At 61.1% G+C, this 18,711-nt stretch carries 16 protein-coding genes; 9 read left to right on the forward strand and 7 right to left on the reverse strand.

All coding sequences use genetic code 11. The features are described 5' to 3' along the window. Window positions 1-143 precede the first annotated feature (143 nt). Window positions 144-1,415 carry an MFS transporter gene (locus FHX76_RS05040; RefSeq protein WP_167148512.1) on the reverse strand — a complete coding sequence of 424 codons (1,272 nt, stop codon included), beginning with the start codon at window positions 1,413-1,415 and terminating at the stop codon, window positions 144-146. Between the two features lie 384 nt (window positions 1,416-1,799). Here FHX76_RS05040 and FHX76_RS05045 point away from each other — a divergent pair, with 384 nt between their 5' ends. Continuing rightward, a complete protein-coding gene (locus FHX76_RS05045; RefSeq protein ID WP_167148514.1) occupies window positions 1,800-2,381 on the forward strand; it encodes a dihydrofolate reductase family protein in 582 nt (193 codons plus the stop codon). A gap of 140 nt (window positions 2,382-2,521) precedes the next feature. Here FHX76_RS05045 and FHX76_RS05050 read toward each other — a convergent pair whose 3' ends face one another. The 3 genes from FHX76_RS05050 to FHX76_RS05060 all read right to left on the reverse strand — a co-directional run bounded on the left by FHX76_RS05050 (window position 2,522) and on the right by FHX76_RS05060 (window position 7,333). After that, the gene (locus FHX76_RS05050) at window positions 2,522-3,415 is read right to left on the reverse strand and encodes an alpha/beta fold hydrolase (RefSeq protein WP_167148516.1); all 894 of its coding nucleotides are present in this window, start codon (window positions 3,413-3,415) and stop codon (window positions 2,522-2,524) included. Window positions 3,416-3,583: 168 nt separating this feature from the next. After that, complete coding sequence (locus tag FHX76_RS05055; RefSeq protein ID WP_243848681.1) at window positions 3,584-6,088, reverse strand: DEAD/DEAH box helicase; 2,505 nt, start codon at window positions 6,086-6,088, stop codon at window positions 3,584-3,586. A gap of 219 nt (window positions 6,089-6,307) precedes the next feature. After that, window positions 6,308-7,333: a LacI family DNA-binding transcriptional regulator gene (locus FHX76_RS05060; protein ID WP_167148520.1), complete on the reverse strand. Its 1,026-nt coding sequence runs from the start codon at window positions 7,331-7,333 to the stop codon at window positions 6,308-6,310. Between the two features lie 207 nt (window positions 7,334-7,540). Here FHX76_RS05060 and FHX76_RS05065 point away from each other — a divergent pair, with 207 nt between their 5' ends. The 4 genes from FHX76_RS05065 to FHX76_RS05080 are packed head-to-tail and all read left to right on the forward strand — an operon-like array spanning window position 7,541 to window position 11,365. Continuing rightward, the gene (locus FHX76_RS05065) at window positions 7,541-8,563 is read left to right on the forward strand and encodes a zinc-dependent alcohol dehydrogenase family protein (RefSeq protein WP_167148522.1); all 1,023 of its coding nucleotides are present in this window, start codon (window positions 7,541-7,543) and stop codon (window positions 8,561-8,563) included. Next, window positions 8,563-9,330 carry a nucleoside/nucleotide kinase family protein gene (locus tag FHX76_RS05070; protein ID WP_167148524.1) on the forward strand — a complete coding sequence of 256 codons (768 nt, stop codon included), beginning with the start codon at window positions 8,563-8,565 and terminating at the stop codon, window positions 9,328-9,330. Before FHX76_RS05065 ends, FHX76_RS05070 begins: the two co-directional genes overlap by 1 nt. After that, window positions 9,327-10,316, forward strand: a complete 990-nt coding sequence (locus FHX76_RS05075) for a zinc-dependent alcohol dehydrogenase family protein (RefSeq protein ID WP_167148526.1) — start codon at window positions 9,327-9,329, stop codon at window positions 10,314-10,316. The genes FHX76_RS05070 and FHX76_RS05075 overlap by 4 nt, the downstream gene beginning before the upstream one ends. Continuing rightward, a complete protein-coding gene (locus FHX76_RS05080; protein WP_341777865.1) occupies window positions 10,313-11,365 on the forward strand; it encodes a zinc-dependent alcohol dehydrogenase in 1,053 nt (350 codons plus the stop codon). The genes FHX76_RS05075 and FHX76_RS05080 overlap by 4 nt, the downstream gene beginning before the upstream one ends. A gap of 108 nt (window positions 11,366-11,473) precedes the next feature. Here the strand turns inward: FHX76_RS05080 and FHX76_RS05085 are convergent, their stop codons facing one another. After that, a complete protein-coding gene (locus tag FHX76_RS05085) occupies window positions 11,474-12,214 on the reverse strand; it encodes an SDR family oxidoreductase (protein WP_167148528.1) in 741 nt (246 codons plus the stop codon). Between the two features lie 237 nt (window positions 12,215-12,451). On the opposite strand from FHX76_RS05085, the gene FHX76_RS05090 reads away from it, so the two are divergent. From FHX76_RS05090 to FHX76_RS05100, 3 genes are read left to right on the forward strand one after another with little or no spacing between them, the layout of a single operon-like run. Then, entirely contained in the window at window positions 12,452-13,474 is a 1,023-nt protein-coding gene (locus tag FHX76_RS05090; RefSeq protein WP_167148531.1) for a sugar-binding transcriptional regulator, read from the forward strand. Between the two features lie 30 nt (window positions 13,475-13,504). Then, window positions 13,505-14,158 carry a transaldolase family protein gene (locus FHX76_RS05095; protein WP_167148533.1) on the forward strand — a complete coding sequence of 218 codons (654 nt, stop codon included), beginning with the start codon at window positions 13,505-13,507 and terminating at the stop codon, window positions 14,156-14,158. Window positions 14,159-14,188: 30 nt separating this feature from the next. Next, on the forward strand, window positions 14,189-15,211 hold the full coding sequence (locus FHX76_RS05100; RefSeq protein ID WP_167148535.1) for a carbohydrate kinase family protein: 1,023 nt from the start codon (window positions 14,189-14,191) through the stop codon (window positions 15,209-15,211). 78 nt (window positions 15,212-15,289) lie between these two features. Here the strand turns inward: FHX76_RS05100 and FHX76_RS05105 are convergent, their stop codons facing one another. Both FHX76_RS05105 and FHX76_RS05110 read right to left on the reverse strand, forming a co-directional pair. Continuing rightward, complete coding sequence (locus tag FHX76_RS05105) at window positions 15,290-16,114, reverse strand: class II fructose-bisphosphate aldolase (RefSeq protein ID WP_167148537.1); 825 nt, start codon at window positions 16,112-16,114, stop codon at window positions 15,290-15,292. A 69-nt stretch (window positions 16,115-16,183) separates the two neighbouring features. Further along, complete coding sequence (locus FHX76_RS05110; RefSeq protein WP_167148539.1) at window positions 16,184-16,948, reverse strand: DeoR/GlpR family DNA-binding transcription regulator; 765 nt, start codon at window positions 16,946-16,948, stop codon at window positions 16,184-16,186. 362 nt (window positions 16,949-17,310) lie between these two features. Here FHX76_RS05110 and FHX76_RS05115 point away from each other — a divergent pair, with 362 nt between their 5' ends. After that, window positions 17,311-18,684 (forward strand): ABC transporter substrate-binding protein, encoded by a 1,374-nt coding sequence (locus FHX76_RS05115; RefSeq protein ID WP_341777866.1) that lies wholly within the window; start codon window positions 17,311-17,313, stop codon window positions 18,682-18,684. Window positions 18,685-18,711: the final 27 nt, after the last annotated feature.

Below are 18,711 nucleotides of genomic sequence, written 5' to 3' on the forward strand. Positions count from 1 at the left end.
TCGGTCAGCGGCGACATAACATCTCGCCACGACAAGAGACCGTCACCCACCCATCACCAGGCAATCCAGATCAGATGTGACGCAAGAGTTCCTTCCCTGCAAGGGGAAGGAACTCTTGCGTCCATTCTGTTTGGTGTGGTGACTCAGCGCACGGAGCGAACGCGCGAAACCGCGAGGGCGCCTGCCAGCGCAAAAAGGCTCGCCATGATGTAAAGGCCCTGGAATCCAGCGACCATCGCCACCACGATCGCCCCGAGTAACGGGGCAAGGGCTTGCGGAACGGCCGTCGCGATGTTCATGATGCCAAGGTCTTTGCCGCGAGTTTCGGGGTCGGGAAGCACCTGGGTTGCGAGGGCCTGGTCGACAGCGAGGAAGCATCCATAGCCAGCGCCAAACATGGCAGACGAGACCATCCCTACCTCAAGCGATGGGAAAAACACCAGCAGCAGCGCACCGAGGGCCTGCAACGCGGATGAGGCAAAGACAAATAGTTTTCGCCGCTCTAACCTGTCTGACCACGCCCCCATCATGAGCGCCGAAACCACCACAAACACGGTATAGATCAGCAGCAAAATAAACATGTGATCTTCGGAGTTCTTGTCGTTCAGTCCAAACGCCAAGAAATAGAGCGTCAGCGACGTACTGAACGCATTGCCGAAGTTCACGAGCACGCGGCTGAGCAGCGTCCAGCCGAAGTCCGGGTATTTGCGCGGGCTAATCCAGAGGTCGCTGAGGATGCCCCGCACGGTGAGTGGCTTGCGCTGCGCCTTCGTGAGCACGGCATCCGGGACCCACAAGAAAGGGGCAACAAGGATGATGAGCAGGACACCAACCGCCGCGTACCCCATGAACGTTCCGACAAACAGGGTCAGCGCGAGCAGAATACCAAGCACCGCACCAACCGCCTGCGGCGCACTCAGCCAGCCAGAAACGTACCCTCGCTGGTTGACCGGCACCTGATCGCTAATCGTTGCGGTGAGCGCCGACGTGAGCACACAAAATCCGGTGAGCGACAGACACCAAAAGATGCCGATGCCAACCATGGTCGTTTGGAGCCCGAGGACAAAGAGCCCGGCACCAAAGAGAAGGGCGCCGGAGGCGATCCATGGCCGGCGGCGCCCGAATCTGCTCGTCGTGCGGTCAGACAGTGCGCCCGTCAGAGGGAATGCCACAAGCGCACACAGTCCGGCCAGGCCAGAGACAACGCCAAAGGCCACAACGTTATCAACCCAGTAATCGGTTTTGAGCTGTTCCTGGACTTGGGTTGGCAGCAAGAGTTGGATAGGCGTCAGCTGCGCCATCCACACCCCAAGCCATGCCATCGCGAACAGGGCGATCCAGCGCCCGCTCACCCGACGGGTTGGCTCTGCAAAGACCGCGGTGGTTTCGATACTTGTCGTTGCTGCGTGCGTCATACGCCCCTCGCTCACGCCGGTGTGAAAAAACAAGTGCGACCGCTCGGTCAGCGGGGGCTGGCTGGGCTTCGTACGGGTAGTGACTACCTAGTGTGAGTAAATCGGATGCGAGGGTGTGTGCGCAAGGGGCAAATTATCCGGCCCGGCTTAATGCCCGCGACGGCACGTGTGACGGCACCTGCGGCGGCACCCGCACCGATACCCACGCCGATGCTCGCTCCGATCCCCACGCCAATGCTCGCTCCGATCCCCACGCGGACACCTGCACCGACACCCGCACCGAACGAGGCGAGCTGAACGAGACGGGCCAAAGCCTCAGACGACGGGCGTACTCAGGATTCCCGGTTTGTTACGATTGTGGCACCTCAACGCATAGGAGAGCGCATGGGCAAGCTCATCATGTACGGCTCAGTTTCGGTCGACGGCTTCATCGCTGACAACAGCGATATGCCGGGGCCGCTCTTCGACTGGTTGACTCACGGCGACGTGCCGTTGGACGAGAGCGGAGTCTTGAACGTTTCGCAGGCGTCTTTCGATTACACGCGCCCGTATTGGGATCAGATTGCGGTGACGATTGTTGGCCGCCATGTCTTTGACCTGACGGAAGGCTGGGACGGCGTGCCCCCAAGCGGGGTCGAAAACGTGGTCGTTGTGACCCACCGGCCTCCACCCGACAGTTGGGACCCCGAAGCACCCTTTGAATTTGTTGGTGATATCGAGGCCGCAGTCTCGCGCGCTCAGGAACTCGCGGGCGACCGCCTGGTCGAGGTATCCGCTGGCGACGTTGGCGGCCAAGTATTTGCCGCCGGCTTTGTTGACGAGGTACGAATGGATGTTGCGCCTGTCGTGTTCGGGTCAGGCAAACGGTTCTTCGGGCCGGTCAGTTCGCAACACGTGCTTGACGATCCCGCCGACGTTATTCAGGGTGCCGGAGTGCTTCACCTCCGCTACCCCGTACGTCGATAGCCGCTCTGACACGGAGCCGTGCGACTATCGACACAAAGCAGTGCGACTATCGACACAAAGCAGTGCGACTATCTTCGCAGAGCGGAGCAACTGTTGACGTTCAGTTGCGCGCCTGTCGACGCTCAGCGACGCTTCGCCGGTCATGCTGATGCTGAGCGGTGTGCCTCGATCCAGTCAATGACAAAGGCAGTGATCTCATCGCGATTCGTTTCGTTGAAGATCTCGTGACGAGCCTCTGGGTAGACCTGCAGTGTGACGTCGGTCAGGCCCGCTTCGCGGTAGCGGTTGGCCAGTACCGTGACGAGCGCGCCGTCTCCGGCAAGCGGGTCGGCTTGCCCAGAGACAACAAGGATTGGCAGGTCGTGGCGGATGCTCGACCCCAGCGAGGCAACGTCTCCGGTTCGGGCTTCTTGGGCGACAATCTGAAGCAGATCACCTTCGAGGTCGAAGCCACAGAGTGGGTCGGCAACGTATTTGTCAACCTCGGCCTCGTCGCGGCTGAGCCATTCGAAGCCGGTGCGCTGTTCAAAACCTGCGTTAAACGCGCTGAGGTCGGTGCCGGCTGCTGCGTCGTCACCTACCGGCAGTGCCGCCGCAAGCACATCGACGGCCGTGCTACCAGACAGGATGACGCCGTCGTACAGCTCAGAGTGGTCAAGGATGACGGCCTGCGCCGCCATCGAGCCCATCGAATGCGCGATCAAAAACAGGGGAAGGTCGGGGTTCTCTGCACGGATCACCCGCGAGAATTCCGAAATGTCGCCAACGAGGGCAGCCCAACCGCCCCCGCCAAAACTGCCAAGCGGGGCATCAGCGGTGACGGAATTGCCGTGCCCGCGATGGTCTTGGGCATACACAAGGTAACCAGCCGAGGTGAGCGCCGTCGCGAGCCGGTCATAGCGAAGACCGTATTCTGCGGCACCGTGCGCGATCTGGACGACACCACGAGGATTCGGCACCCCGGTTGCCCATCGGTATGTCGCGATGCTGCGCGAATCTGCTGGCGAGACAAAGCTTGTTTGGGTGGCGTTCATTTGGTCCCTTTCGTGCAATGAGAAGAAGCAACGGTGACACTTCTGCCTCTATCTCATCATGGGAGGGAAGGGAACGCGAAGGCCGTGGTCATCTGTTCATAAGTCATCCATATTTGCTTGTCTGGATAACTTCTCACGCCGTTCCGCTGCACACACGTGCGCCAAACACTATCCGGCAAACGGCCCAACGCCCGTCACCCGGATAACCGCCTCACCCTCCTCAACCGAGGCGGCGAGGTCAACGTCTGCAGTAATCCCCCAGTCGTGATCGCCATTCGGATCGTCAAAGATCTGCCGTACGCGCCAGACGCCCTCGGACTCGGCGTCCGACTCATCAACGACGAGCATCTTCGGCCCGCGAGCATCGGGACCAGCACCGAGCGAGTCATAGTCGTCGAAGTAGTCGTCGAGGGCATCGGCCCAGCGGTCGGCGTCGAAGCCGGCAGCCGCATCCAACTCGCCCAGCTCCTCGACCTTGTCGAGCGCGGCAAGATGGACCCGGCGGAACATCTCGTTGCGCACCAGCACAAGGAACGCGCGACGATTGGTCAGGATGTTGCGGGGCGTTGGCGGCAACGCGGCGGCAGACGCGGCATGCGCCTCTGGGTCAGGATGCGCAAGTTCTTCCCACTCGTCAAGCAAGCTCGAGTCGACCTGACGCACAAGCTCGCCGAGCCACTCAATGATGTCGCGCAGCTCTTCGCTCTTGCTCTCGTCAGGCACCGTCTGGCTGATCGCCCGGTACGCGTCAGAGAGGTAGCGGAGCACAAGCCCCTCAGAACGCGCAATCTTGTAGAACGAAACGTATTCGTTGAACGTCATTGCCCGCTCGTACATGTCGCGCACGACCGCTTTTGGCCGCAGCTCAAAGTCGCGTGCCCACGGGCGCTCGGCCGCGTACATCTCGAAGGCCGCGCTCAGCAGTTCGTCAAGTGGTTTCGGATGCGTCACCTCGTCAAGCAATTCCATGCGCTCGTCGTATTCGATACCCTCTTGCTTCATCGCGGTCACCGCCTCACCACGGGCGAGGAACTGTTGCGCTCCGATGATCGGTCGCGGGTCTTCAAGCGTGGCTTCGATCACCGAAATCACGTCGAGCGGATGCGTCGGGGCTTCGGCATCCAACAGCTCGAGTGCGGCGATCGCGAACGGCGACAAAGGCTGGTTCAGCGCAAAATTGGCCTGCAGATCGACCGTGAGGCGGTACTGCATAACCCCTTCGCCGTCAACATACTGCTCAACGATCCCCGCCGCACGCAGTGTGCGGTAAATGGCAATCGCTCGGCGGGCAAGTTCATACTGTCGAGCCCTCGACTCGTGGTTATCAAACACGAGGGCTCGAACGCGCTCGAACGCGTCTCGACCGTGCGCGATGATATTGAGCATCATCGAGTGTGTGATGACCATGCTGCTGGTGAGTGTTTCAGGCTCCGCCGAGATGATGCGTTCGAAGCTCGCTTCTCCCCACGAGACAAAGCCCTGCGGCGCCTTCTTTCTGATGATCTTGCGCTTCTTTTTCGGGTCGTCGCCGGCCTTTTCGATCATCTTAATGTTGTCGATCTCATGCTCTGGGGCCTGCAACACAACATCGCCTGCGGTGTCGTAGCCGGCTCGGCCAGCACGCCCTGCGATCTGGTGGAACTCTCGAGCATTAAGCTGGCGCATTTTGACGCCGTCGTATTTGGTCAGGCCGCTGAGCAGCACCGTGCGGATGGGCACGTTAATGCCGACTCCGAGTGTGTCGGTGCCGCAGATCACTCTGAGCAGGCCGCGCTGAGCAAGCTGCTCAACAAGACGACGATACCGAGGCAGCATCCCTGCGTGGTGCACGCCGATGCCCGCCCGCACCAGGCGCGAAAGCGTTTTGCCGAAGCCAGTCGTGAACTTAAACTCGCCGATAGCCTCAGCAATTTCGTCGCGCTGCTCACGAGTGATGAGTTTGAGGCTCGTAAGCGACTGCGCACGCTCGGCAGCGGCCGCCTGCGCAAAATGTACAACATAGATGGGTGAACGCCCGCCGTGCATGAGCTCGTCGATCGTCTCTTGAACGGGGGTGACCGCGTACGTGTAGCTCAGCGGGACGGGCCGTTCGCTGCCGGTAACCTCTGCGGTTGGCCGGTTCGTGCGGCGAGTGAGGTCCTTTGAGAGCTCGGTCACGTCTCCAAGCGTTGCCGACATGAGGATGAATTGCGTGTGCGGCATGAGCAGCAGGGGCACCTGCCACGCCCATCCTCGATCCGGATCCGCGTAGTAGTGGAACTCATCCATGACTACCTGGCCAATATTGGCCTCGTCTCCGTAGCGGAGGGCCTCATTCGCGAGGATTTCTGCGGTGCAGCAAATAATGGGAGCGTCGGCGTTCACACTCGAGTCGCCGGTGACCATGCCCACGTTTTCGGCTCCAAATGCCGAGACGAGGGCGAAAAACTTTTCGCTGACAAGCGCCTTGATCGGTGCCGTGTAGTACGTGCGCTCGTCGGTTGCGAGGGCCGCAAAATGCGCTCCCATCGCGACGAGGGATTTTCCCGTTCCCGTTGGGGTTGAGAGGATGACGTTGGCGCCAGAAACGATCTCCATGATCGCTTCTTCCTGCGCGGGGTAGAGCGAAATGCCGGTGGACTCGGCCCAGCCGGTGAAGGACTCGAAGACGGCGTCAGGATCATCCATGCCCATCTCCCTGAGCTCGCGGATGCGATCAACAAGCGACAGGGTGGATGCGGGTGCCGACTCGTTACTCATACCCCTATCCTGTCACCTTCACTCTGACGCCCCGCGCGCACCTCATGCTGAACGGATCGCGCACATCCTCACCAACCTGCATCTATTTGCGAGAAATTGCAGAAAAACGAGAGTTTTGGGACAAAAAGTCACAAATAGATGCAGGTTGCGCGGTTAGACCGAGGCAGGCGCGATTTCGCCAGACCCGCGAGGGATGAGGTGCAGCGGCAGGCTGTGCACCGACGGGGTTGCCCTCGTCGCTGGCGCGTCAATCGCGTCAAACAACACATTGCCCGCAAGCTCGGCGAGGCCCTCGGCGTTCTGATCGATGACGGTCACGGCTGGGGTGAGTGCATCCGCCATCGGAAAATCGCCAAAACTCACAAAGCCAAGCTCGGTGCGGCCAAGGGAGTGCAGCGCGCGCACGAGCCCCATACTGCACTGGGCGTTTGACGAGAAGAGAGCGGTTGGTGGGTCATCGACCGAAAGCAGAGCTGATGCCTGGGCCACGGCATCTGCTGGGCTGCGATAGCCGAAGACGAGCAGCGAACCGTCGAGCGAAACGAGGGAGTCATCGGGTTCGATCCCCGCCAGCTGAAGCGCTGCCCTGTAGCCGTCAAGTCGCTTGCGCGTGGTCACGAGTGAGGTCGTGTCGCCAACAAATCCGATGCGTCGGTGTCCCTGATCGATGAGGTGCGCCGTGGCAACCCTGGCCATGGCCTCGTCGTCAACAACAACGCTGTCGGCGGCAAAGTTGATTGGTTCGCGGTCGATGAAGACGATGGGTGTCTCGTCGCCCCACTGTTCGAGGTAGCTCTGATCGTTTGAGACGGGAGCGATCAGCATTCCGCTAATCTGGCGACGCATGAGTCGCTCGACCCGCGCGGGCTCGTTGGTTGCGTCTTGTCCGAGGGTTGTGACAAACACCACCATGCCGCGTTCAACAGCCCGGTCTTCAATTGAGCGGATGATCGTGGCGAAAAACGGGTCGCCAATGTTGGGCACAGCAATGCCGATGGCAGAATCCCGCCCTTCGCGAAAGCGCCGGGCAAGCATGTTTGGCCGGTAGTTCAGAGCGGCAAGCGCTTCTTGCACCCGCTCGCGCGTTTCGGGAGACACATTCGGGTCGTCGTTGAACACGCGGGAGACCGTTTTGGCACTGACGCCGGCTCGCGTTGCGACGTCTTGCATGGTGGTCATAGTGTTTTCGTTCCTGAACGGGCTTGGATGCGGAGGGCTCGTGCCGGTCTGCTCGCGGCAACTGTCATCGGTGTCACAATACTAGCTATACTCGAATTGTCATCGATGACATGCGACTGTTTTTCCGGGTTTTTCTTCGTAGAATCCCTCAATCAGTCGCCAAACACCAGGCCGTTCGACGCAGAACGCCCAAGGAACAGGAACGCCATGAAAGCCGTTGTCTACGATTCACCCCGCAACTTCACGGTCACGGAAGTGCCAACACCAGAACCCGCAGCAAATGAGGTCCTCATCAAGGTCACCCAAACGGGAATCTGCGGAACTGACCTGCACATCCACGAGGGCGATTTTTATGCGGCGTTCCCGCTCATACCCGGCCACGAAGTTGTTGGCGTTGTGAGCGAGATTGGCGCGGACGTGACCACGCTCACGGTCGGGCAGCGCGTAAGCGTCAACCCAAACATTAACTGCGGCGGCTGCCATTTCTGCCGTTCAGGCCGGCCGCTGCTCTGCAGCGACCTCAAAGGCATCGGCACCAACTGGCCAGGCGCCTTCGCCGAATACCTCACGGCACCAGAAGACTATGTGTACTCGGTTGACGGGCTCGACGACGACACGGCCGTCTTCACCGAGCCAGCGGCCTGTGCCATGCACGGCCTCGAAACCCTCACGGTGAAGCCAGGCAGCACCGCCCTCGTCTTTGGCGCAGGCCCGACTGGGCTGCTCCTTGCTCAGTTGCTCGTGAGCGGTGGAGCCGCAAAGGTCACGGTTGCAGCATCCTCAGCTTTTAAGCTTGAGCGTGCGACCGCCCTCGGCGTTGACGACACCTACCTCATGAACCGCGAAACGCTCGACACGAGCGTTTCTGACCTGCTTGAGCGATCCGGAGGCGAGGGTTTTGACATCGTGGTGGATGCAACTGGCTCCCCCGCCGTCAGCGAACGGACCGTTGGGCTCACCCGCAGCGGGGGCACCGTCATGTTCTACGGGGTAACCGGCCCCGACGACAGGGTCAGCCTGAGCCCCTACGATATTTTCCGCCGCGAAATCACGATCAAGGGTTCCTTCGCGGAGATTAGCGCGTTCCCCGCAACCATCCAGGCCCTACATACCGGCCGGGCAAGAACCGACGGCATCATCACCCACCGATTCAGCCTCGACGAGTATGGTGCCGCTATGGAAACACTCCGCTCTGATCCGACCGCACACAAGATTGTGATTGTTCCCTAGTGAACGAGGGCACAGCCGTTCCGCACACGTTTCCGCAGCTCCTTGAGCGGGCGCAGCAACTTTTGGCCAGTCCTGGGCGCAGCATCCTCGGTATTACCGGGGCACCGGGGGCGGGAAAGACCACGCTCGCTGAGGCTCTCCATCACGAACTCACGGCCGACGGGCAATCTGCCAGGTGTGCGCTGTTCTCGATGGACGGCTTCCACTTTGCGAACGCCGTGCTTCGTGCGCGGGGAATCCGCGACAGGAAAGGTGCCGTCGATACCTTCGACGTTGAAGGCTTTGTGTCTCTCCTGCGCGCGGTGCAAGATCAGCCCGGCGCCGACGGGCCGAGCAGCATTTTTGCACCGGAGTTTGATCGGGCACTCGACGAATCCATCGGTTCCGCGATCGAGATCCGAAAGCAGACGCCGCTCATCATCGTTGAGGGCAACTACCTGCTGCATGACGCTGATGGCTGGGAACGGGTCGCAACGTTCCTCACCGAGTCATGGTTCGTAGCGCCTGCCGAAGCGCTGCGCAAAGAGCGGCTCATCAACCGCCACGAAACGTTTGGGCTTTCGCCAGAGGCGGCTGAGGACTGGGCGCTCGGCACGGACCAACGAAACGCCGACCTCGTAGCAACAACCCGTCCGCGCGCAACGCTCGTACTTTCGATTGGCACCATTCCGCCAATTTTGCGCCCACCGGTCGACGACCGTCCAACAAACCACGAACCAACCGGTAATCATCCAGCCCATCACGACACAGAAACGAGCCCCCAATGAAGGCAGCCGTCATCACCAGACCAGGACTGGTCGAGGTGCAAAACATCCCAGACCCAACGCCGGGTCCGCACGAGGTGGTCATAGCCGTCGCCTCCTGCGGGTTGTGTGGCACCGATCTGCACATTCTTGAGGGAGAATTTGCCGACACGTTCCCCATCGTTCCCGGTCACGAGTTTGCCGGCGAGGTCGTTGCGCTCGGCAGTGACGTACGCGACCTGAAGCTGGGCGACCAGGTCGCCGTGAATCCCTCATTCATCTGTTACGAGTGCCGATACTGCCGAAAGGGGCTCACCAACCTGTGCGAAATCGCCGGTGGATACGGCACCTCGCTCAACGGCGGCGCTGCCGAGTTTGCGGTGGTCGGCAGCAAATACTGCATCAAGCTGCCCGAACACGTCAGAGCGATCGACGCCTCCCTCATCGAGCCACTCTCGTGCGCGATCCGCGGCTACGACGTCATCCGCCGCCAGATGGGCTCACACGTGCTCATTTACGGCGCTGGCACGATGGGCCTCATGATGATGGAGCTGGCGAAGCGAGCCGGCGCCGCAACCGTGAGCATGGTTGACCTCAACGAAGACAAACTCGCCGCCGCCAATACGCTCGGCTGCGACGCCACAGTGACCAGCGCCAACGAACTCGACTACCCATACGGGTGGGAACTGGTTGTGGATGCCACTGGCAACCAGCACGCGATCCAGGATGGGCTCGGCCGCGTCGACCGCGGCGGCACCTTCCTGCAGTTCGGCGTCGCCTCGTACGCCACCCGCGCAACGATCGAACCGTACAAAATCTTCCGCAACGAGATCACCATCCAGGGGTCGATGGCCACGCTCAACTCCTTCGAGCGGGCCGCCGACCTATTTGCGGCCGGCGTGCTCGACCCAGAAGTATTCATCAGCGACCGACTCCCCCTCGACCAATACCCAGAGGCGATCAAGCTCTTCCAAGCCGGCAAAGGCAGAAAGATTCAGGTAGTACCGTGACCAACAGCACCGATTCAGGAGCAACCATGAGACGGGTTGAGGCTCGCACCGGCGAGATCGTTGTCATCGACGCGCCCATCCCCACGCCGCTGCCACACGAGGTGCAGGTAGAGATGACCGTCACCGGGGTGTGCGGCTCTGACACGCACGCCGCGCACGGTCGCCACCCGTTTGTACCACTCCCCTACCTGCCTGGCCACGAGGTCGTTGGCATCGTGCGCGAGGTTGGCGCCGAGGTCACGGATGTTGCGGTCGGCGATCGCGTAACCGTCGAGCCGACCCTGCCCTGCTGGACCTGCAAAATGTGCACAACGGGGCGCAGTAACGTGTGCGAAAACCTGCAGTTCTTCGGCTGCGGCTACGAACAGGGCGGGATGGCCGAGTTCTTCACGATTCCGGCAAACCGCATCCACCACATCCCTGACGGACTCACCGACCTGCAGGCCGCACTTATCGAGCCGCTCTCGACGCCGGTGCATGCCGTGCGCCTCTCTGGCGGGGTGAAAGACAAGGCCGTCGTCATTATTGGTTCTGGCACGATCGGGCTGCTCGTGCTTGCGGCGGTTCGTCATGCTGGGGCCAAGCGCATCGTGGTGACCGACATGCTGCCAAGCAAGCTCGAACGCGCTTCTCGCCTCGGTGCGGATGCCGTAGTTCCTGCCGGTCAGCCGGATACGGTCGACCAGATCAAGGCCGCACTCGGCGAAAGCGCGGACGTGGTCTTCGACTGCGTGGCGATTCAATCCACGGTTGACCAAGCGATCGCCCTTGCGCAGAAGGCAGGCACCGTCATGATCGTTGGCGTGCCGGCCGCACCCGTCACGGTTCCCTTGCCACAGATCCAGGACCTGCAAATGCGCATCCAAGGTTCGGCGACGTATATGCCAGAGGATTACGCGGAATCCCTTCGCATTATCGAGTCGGGGCTCGTGACGGCTGAGGACTTCATCACGAGCCAGTACCCCCTTGAGCAGGTAGCAGATGCCTTTGCGGCGTCATCAGGCGGCGAAGAGGTCAAGGTTGTGCTGACGAGGGATGCCTCGGCCTAAGCTCCCCAGGTCGCACCTCTCACCCGCGATCGAGGTCGCAAAACATGTCGCCTTTGCTCACAAACGCAGCATTTTTTGCGACCTCGATGAGGGGCGAGGGGCGAAGAGTTAGGATTTTTCGGCCATGCTCCACATCGTCCAGAGGGCCGTCCGCATGCGGCGCGGCTGCTCGAGCACGGTCTGCACCGCGAACCCAACGTCTGAGGGGCGCAAGAATTCCTCAAGCACCGGGTCGCCAGGGGTGCGACCGGTCCCGTGTGCAAAATTGGTGTCAACGGCGGCAGGGGCGATCACACTCACCCGGATGCCTCGCTCGCGAACCTCCCGATCGAGCGAGACCGCGAGGCCAACCTGCGAATACTTCGTTGCCGCGTAGACGGCTTCGTAGGCGTTGCCGGTGCCGAGGCCTGCGACCGAGGCGATGATGACGATGTCGCCCCCGCCAGGACGAGAGTCAAAATGTCGAACGACCGCGCGAATTGGCCAGATGGTTCCCAATGAGTTGGTATCGATCATCTGGGCGACCTGTTCGTCGCTCCACTCGGTGATGCCGCCAAAGTATCCGATGCCAACGTTGGCGACGAGACTGTCGAGACGGCCAAATGCGGCGAGCGCGGTATCAACGAGGACGGACGAATCGTCGGGGTTTCGGACATCCATCGCGACGGTGGCGACTCGTTCGCTGCCCCACCGCGAGACGAGGCCATCGAGCGCGGCAGGGTTGATGTCTGCGGCGACGATACTGGCCCCGGATTCGAGGAGCAGTTCGGCGGCGGCTTGCCCGATGCCAGAGCCAGCCCCTGTGATAGCAACAACGGTTTGGCTCAGACTGCGGCGTTCGGCTGGCATGTGATCTCCTCTGATCTGCTGATACGGATTGATTCTGCGAAGCGATGGGTCAGGTGTGATTGGAAACGTCTGACAAAACGCTCAGACGAGCATTGACAGCTCATCCGAGCAAAGCTAGTCTGCTGGGAGCGCCACAGGATGTCAAGCAATCACATCAACGACACCGTGCGGCACCATTGCGATCGATGGCCAGCAGACTCGGCACGATCGTCACCGCCAACCACGACGAGATGAGCCATGGCACGACAGGAACGCTTTACGTCACTCACGACGGCAATGATGGCCAGGCGCTACTACCTTGAGGGCGCAACAAAAAACCAGATCGCTCAAGAGTTTGGCGTGTCACGATTCAAAGTTGCGAGGCAACTCGACCTTGCTCTGCAGTCAGGCATTGTCACCATCACCATCGCGGCCCCTCCCGGCGTCAACACCGACCTTTCGGCACGGCTCGCGGCGGCAACCGGCCTCCGCCAAGCCATCGTTGTGCAGACTCCGGGCAGCGTGACCGAACTCACCGCCGCGCTCGGCTCGGCAACCGCAACGCTGCTCGCCGACACGCTCGACGAGGATGACGTGCTCGGCATCACCTGGGGCGCAACCCTCAGCGCACTCGTTGAGGCGCTACCAGAGCTTCCCCCATTCACGGCCGTTCAGCTGGCAGGTTCGCTGTCGGGGATGGCACTGACGTACAACGCTCCCGACCTGCTGCGTCGCATCCAGCAGCGAACTCATGGACAGGTGTTCCCCCTGCACGCGCCGCTTGTGCTCGGCTCTGCGGCCGCTGCACAGGCGTTTCTCGCTGACCCTGAGCCACAACACACCTTCAGCCAGTTTGGCAAGCTTACGCACGCAGTCGTTGGGGTTGGTTCCTGGCTGCAGGCACCAGAGCTCGGTGGTACGTCGTCCCTCGTCCAGTCGCTCACGGCCGAAGACTTTGCCAGATTTGAGCAGCTGGATGCCAAGGCCGACATCGCGGCAAACGTTTTTAACTCGGCCGGCGCACTCGTACAACCAGGCGATTTCGCCAACCGCTCAGTCGGCATCACCGCAGCGCAGCTTCGCGCGGTGCCAGATGTCATTGCGGTTGCGGGCGGCGAGGCAAAAGCCGAAGCAATCGCCGCGGTACTGCGAAGCGGCATCATCCACCGCTTAGTCACCGACGAGGATGCCGCACTCGCGATCATCCGCCTGCTCGACGCACCAACAAAGCGGGCCATCGTTGCAAGCACCACCAACACACAATCTCACAATCCCGCATAGGTCAACACCCAACACGACAGGAGCATCACCATGCTGAACTTCTACATCGACACCGCCCTCCGCGAAAAGGCCGAGCCCCTTTTGCAGTCCGGCCAGGTCATGGGGCTCACGACCAACCCGACCATCCTCGAGCGGGGCGGGCAGACGCTTGCCGACCTCCCCTCAATTTACGAGTGGGCAACCGCGGCTGGCGCGCGCGAGGTGTTCTTCCAAACGTATGGCGACACTGCCAACGAGCTCGTCGAGAACGGGCGCCGCCTCCACGGCATCGGCGAACGCAGTGTGATCAAGGTCGCCGCAAATAGGGCTGGGTTCGAGGCAACAGCCGCTCTTCGGGCGCTTGGCATCCCCGTGCTCGTGACGGCGGTCTACAACGCCGTGCAGGCTACGCTCGCCACCTCGCTCAACGCCGAATACATTGCGCCCTACTTCGGCAGGATGAACGACCAGGGCCGTCCAGCCTTCGACGAAATCCTGCGGATGCAGCAGGTCATCGAGGCTTCGGGGAGCGAAACACGGCTGCTCGTGGCAAGCCTCCGATCGCCACAGGATATTGTGTCATTGAGCGAACAGGGCGTCACTCACTACGCTATTCCAGTACCCGTCTTTGAGAACCTCTACACGGAACCCCTCACCGACGGTGCCATAACCGATTTTGACGCCGCCATCACCAGGCTTGGATAACACCGGGCCATAGTTAGGACCGACGCCGCTATGAGCAGCAACGAACACCACACGAGCACGCCGGCCAAGAACGCAGCCTCAACAGATGCCCACATTATGGTGGCTGGCGAGGCGCTCATCGATCTCATCGGTCAACGCGACGGTTCATACCTGCCAGTTGCGGGTGGGTCAGCGCTCAACGTTGCCGTTGCGCTGGCCAAGCTTGACGCCCCCGTCGAATTCTTGACCAGGCTCAGCAACGACGCGATGTCTCGCCCCATCCGCAGCAAGCTCGAAGACAACGGGGTTGGACTCACCCATGCGGTGGATGTGCCAAACCAGACCACACTCGCCGTTGCGAGCCTCAGCGAATCCGGCAGCGCCTCCTACAGCTTCTACGTCAACGGCACGGCCGACACAACGTGGGAGTCGGCTGACCAGCCATCGCCAGAGGTATCCCCCGTTGCCCTCCATATCGGGTCGTTTTCGCTTTCACTTGAGACGGGCGCAACCATCCTCCCCGACTATGCCGCCAAGCTCTATGCCGCCGGCCGAACCACGGTCACGTTCGATCCGAACATCAGGCTCGGAATGGGCCCAACCCCAGAACAAGAGGCGGCGCGGGTCCTCCGTCAGATTCCAACGACGCATATTGTGAAGGCAAGCGACGAAGACCTCGAATCGCTCTATCCAGACCGTTCCCCCGAGGATGTTCTGCGCTCGTTTACCGCCGAGTTCGGCGTCCACGCCGTGCTCACTCGCGGCGCAAACGGCGTATTCTCGGTTCGCCCAAACGGCACGGAGTTCTCGGTCGAGACACGGCCAGCGCATCCGCTTATTGACACGGTTGGAGCGGGCGATACCTTCTGGGGCGGGATGCTCTCGCAGCTGTTCGACCGTGGCGCCCTCGGCGGCTCTGCCGAGCAGTCACCATCCGAACGACTCGCGGCACTCAGCGACGACGACTGGGTCGAGTCCCTCCGCTACGCGGGAACCGCGGCTTCGCTCGTATGCGAGCGCGCCGGCGCGCAGCCGCCAACACGCGCAGAGGTAGCGGCCGCCGCATCGGACTAAGTCCCGGTGCATCGACCCGACCATGCCTGCGCTTACAACGATAGGCATACGTGCGTCATACGGATGAGGGTCTACGACCTAGGACCCGCTGATCAGGCGAACAAGGCGCGCAACTTCGGTCTCAACCACATCGCGTGCCGCGCCGAGGTATTTGCGGGTGTCGACCATGGTTGGGTTTGCGTCAAGCGTTGCCCTGACAGACTCGGTGAACAACACGTTGAGATGGGTGGCAATATTCACCTTGCGCATCCCGCGCTCGACCGCGTGCCGGATGTCTGCATCACTGACCCCGCTGGAACCGTGCAGCACAAGCGGAACGGGAACGGCATCCGCAAGTGAGCGGATGAGTTCGAAGTCGAGGCTTGCGCTACGGGAGGTCATCGCGTGTGAGCTTCCAACGGCGACGGCGAGGCCGTTCACGCCGGTCTGCGCAACAAATTCGGATGCCTCGGCAACATCGGTCCGCACGCCAGGCGCGTGCGCGCCATCCTTGCCACCAATCTCGCCAAGTTCAGCCTCAAGCCAGACCCCAAGCTGGGCAGCCTCCCCCGCAATTGCCCTCGTGCGCGCGACGTTATCGGCATACGAGAGCTTCGAGGCATCAAACATGACCGAGGTGAAGCCAAGCTCGAACGCCTCGGCGACCAGTGACTCGCTTTCGGCGTGATCAAGATGCACCGCAACATCAACTGATGCTGCGCGAGCAACCGCAAGCGTCGCCGCCGCAATGGGGGCGAGCGCCCCGTGATACTTGACGGCATTCTCGGAAATCTGCAGAACAACGGGCAGCCCCGCCGCCTCGGCACCGGCGACGATGGCTTCGGCGTGCTCCAGCTGGATCACGTTGAAGGCAGCCGTTGCTGGCACCGCCTGCAGGATAATGTCGGTTGAAACGAGTGGCACTGACGGTTCCTTTCGGTTGCCGGGCTCCAATGCCCGGGCTTCTGGATACTCAGGGTTCTTGGCTGCGCGTTAAACGACCACGAGGTCAGGGCCTGCCGCGCCGAGCCGATCAACCTGGGCGGAATCCGCCCCGCTGTCGGTCACGATCATGTCGAGCTCGTCAACGTCGGCGACGTGACAGAACGAGGCGAGCCCAATTTTGGTTGAGGTGAGGGCGAGGATGCGGCGCCGACCGCTCAGCAGCATGGCACGTTTGACCTCTGCTTCGTCAGGGATCGTGGTGGTCACGCCGTGTTCGAGCGTCAGGCCGTTGCCTCCGATGATGGCGAGGTCAACGTTCAGGGTGGCGATGCGCTGCCGAGTCCATTCGTCGACGGCCCCCTGCGTAAGGTTGCGAACCCGTCCCGGCAGCGCAAGTACCGTCAGCCGAGGCTTTGCGGCAAGCACCTGAACGGCGGCAAGGTTGTTGGTCACAACGATGAGGTCCCTGTCGTCGGGAAAGTGCTGAGCGATGGTGAGCGTGAGTGAGCCAGAGTCAAGCAGCACAACGCCGTCGGAGGGAAGCTCCTGCATGACGCGCGTGGCGATGCGGTTTTTCTCCGGCAGTTCGCTGAGCTGCCGCTGCGCAAGAGCCAACTCAAACGGTGCGCTTCTTGTGAGCTGGGCGCCCCCGTGTTTGCGGCTCAAGAGGCCCTGCCGTTCGAGGACCGCAAGATCCCTTCGAATCGTCTCGGGGGTGACATTGAGCTGGGCGCTCACGAGGGCAACAGAAATCTCGCCGTTGCCAGCCTGTGCGCTGGCAACGATCGCGGCTTGCCGTTCTGCAGGGTACATAACTCTACTTCGCTGTATCTGTTTACTGGGGCATCCCCCAGCCTAATCCTGCATCTATTTGCGAGTTTCTGTTCGAAAATCCGCACAAACGGACAGAAAGTCACAAATAGATGCAGGTTCTGTTTTTGGGGGTGGCGGGCGTATATGTGCCTGGATTGTGGTCATTAGCGTAGCATCGCCCGGGATAAATCGCCCGAGTCTGTGTTTTTATCCACCAGAAAGTCGATCAAATCAACAAAGTATGGTTACGATAGCATCACAAACCCACATTTATGATTGCCAAACAAACCCGAACGGGCGATCATTGGTTCTCATAGAAGGTCCACAAGGACGTGTTACCAATTGAAAGGTATGAGATGACGATGTCTTATTCCCCGAAAAAGCGGGCAACCAAGCAGATTCTGCTTGGCGCTGCGATGCTTTCCTCGGCGGCCCTCGTGCTCACCGGCTGCTCAGGCGCCGGCGGAGCCACCGGTGGAGGTTCATCAGACGAGAAGGTCACCCTGACCCTCGCAACGGTGAACAACCCCCAGATGAAGGACATGGAAGAACTCAAGAAAAACTTCGAGGACGACCACCCCAACATCACCGTCAACTTCATCCAAATGGAAGAAAACGACCTGCGCGACGCAGTTACCAAGGATGTGGCAACCAAGGGCGGCCAGTACGACATCGTCACGGTTGGCAGCTACGAGGTTCCGATCTGGGGCCAGAACGACTGGCTCGTTGACATGACCAAGCTGGCAAGCGACGACGAGGGATACGACGTCGACGACATCCTGCCTCCCGTCCGCGAAATGCTCACGGTCGACGACAGCCTCTACGCTGTTCCGTTCTACGGCGAGTCCTCGTTCCTCATGTACAACAAGGACATTTTTGCTGCGGCAGGCATCACCATGCCGGAGAACCCAACCTGGCAGCAGGTTGGCGAATACGCCCGCCAGCTCAAGACCGACGACGTCAACGGCATCTGTCTCCGCGGCAAGCCAGGTTGGGGCGAGCTCTTTGCCCCGCTGACCACAGTTGTCCAGACATTTGGCGGCAACTGGTTCGACGAGGACTGGAACGCAACCGTCGACGACGCCAAGTTCAACGAGGCCGTCACGTTCTACACCGATCTGGTGAAGGATGCCGGCGAGGCTGACCCGGTATCCACAGGCTTCACCGAGTGCCTCAACCTCTTCACCCAGGGCAAGACGGCCATGTGGTACGACGCAACCTCTGCCGCCGGCTCGGTCGAGTCGCCTGAGCTGAGCGATGTTGCCGGCAAGGTTGGCTACGTGCACGCTCCCGTGGTTGAGACCAAGGAATCCGGATGGCTGTGGTCGTGGAACCTCGCTATCCCGAAGACCTCCAAGAACCAGGATGCCGCGTGGGAGTTCGTCAGCTGGGCCACCAGCAAAGACTACATCGACCTCGTTGGTAACGAGCTCGGCTGGAGCCGCGTACCACCGGGATCGCGCACCTCGACCTACGAAATCCCCGAGTACCAGGAAGAGGCCGCAGCCTTCGCCGGTATCACGAAGGACATCATGGGCTCGGTCAACCCGAAGCAGCCAGGTGTGAACCCGCAGCCGTGGGTTGGCATCCAGTATGTGACCATCCCAGAGTTCCAAGACCTCGGTAACAGCGTCTCGCAGGACATCGCCGATGTCTTTGCCGGCCGCGACACGGTCGACAACGTACTCAAGAAGGGCCAGACGCTTGCCGAGAAGGCTGGCGAGGCTCAGAAGTAACACCAACGAAGAACCTTGACGGTTCTT

Origin of the sequence: Lysinibacter cavernae (genome assembly GCF_011758565.1) — a bacterium.
In the GTDB taxonomy this organism is placed as follows: domain Bacteria; phylum Actinomycetota; class Actinomycetes; order Actinomycetales; family Microbacteriaceae; genus Lysinibacter; species Lysinibacter cavernae.

Coding starts and splice junctions, on each gene's coding strand:
- FHX76_RS05065 (WP_167148522.1), top strand. CDS start 7,541: ATGAAAGCCGTTGTCTACGATTCACCCCGCAACTTCACGGTCACGGAA.
- FHX76_RS05040 (WP_167148512.1), bottom strand. CDS start 1,415: ATGACGCACGCAGCAACGACAAGTATCGAAACCACCGCGGTCTTTGCA.
- FHX76_RS05115 (WP_341777866.1), top strand. CDS start 17,311: ATGTCTTATTCCCCGAAAAAGCGGGCAACCAAGCAGATTCTGCTTGGC.
- FHX76_RS05075 (WP_167148526.1), top strand. CDS start 9,327: ATGAAGGCAGCCGTCATCACCAGACCAGGACTGGTCGAGGTGCAAAAC.
- FHX76_RS05100 (WP_167148535.1), top strand. CDS start 14,189: ATGAGCAGCAACGAACACCACACGAGCACGCCGGCCAAGAACGCAGCC.
- FHX76_RS05085 (WP_167148528.1), bottom strand. CDS start 12,214: ATGCCAGCCGAACGCCGCAGTCTGAGCCAAACCGTTGTTGCTATCACA.
- FHX76_RS05050 (WP_167148516.1), bottom strand. CDS start 3,415: ATGAACGCCACCCAAACAAGCTTTGTCTCGCCAGCAGATTCGCGCAGC.
- FHX76_RS05045 (WP_167148514.1), top strand. CDS start 1,800: ATGGGCAAGCTCATCATGTACGGCTCAGTTTCGGTCGACGGCTTCATC.
- FHX76_RS05060 (WP_167148520.1), bottom strand. CDS start 7,333: ATGACCACCATGCAAGACGTCGCAACGCGAGCCGGCGTCAGTGCCAAA.
- FHX76_RS05110 (WP_167148539.1), bottom strand. CDS start 16,948: ATGTACCCTGCAGAACGGCAAGCCGCGATCGTTGCCAGCGCACAGGCT.
- FHX76_RS05055 (WP_243848681.1), bottom strand. CDS start 6,088: ATGGGCATGGATGATCCTGACGCCGTCTTCGAGTCCTTCACCGGCTGG.
- FHX76_RS05090 (WP_167148531.1), top strand. CDS start 12,452: ATGGCACGACAGGAACGCTTTACGTCACTCACGACGGCAATGATGGCC.
- FHX76_RS05095 (WP_167148533.1), top strand. CDS start 13,505: ATGCTGAACTTCTACATCGACACCGCCCTCCGCGAAAAGGCCGAGCCC.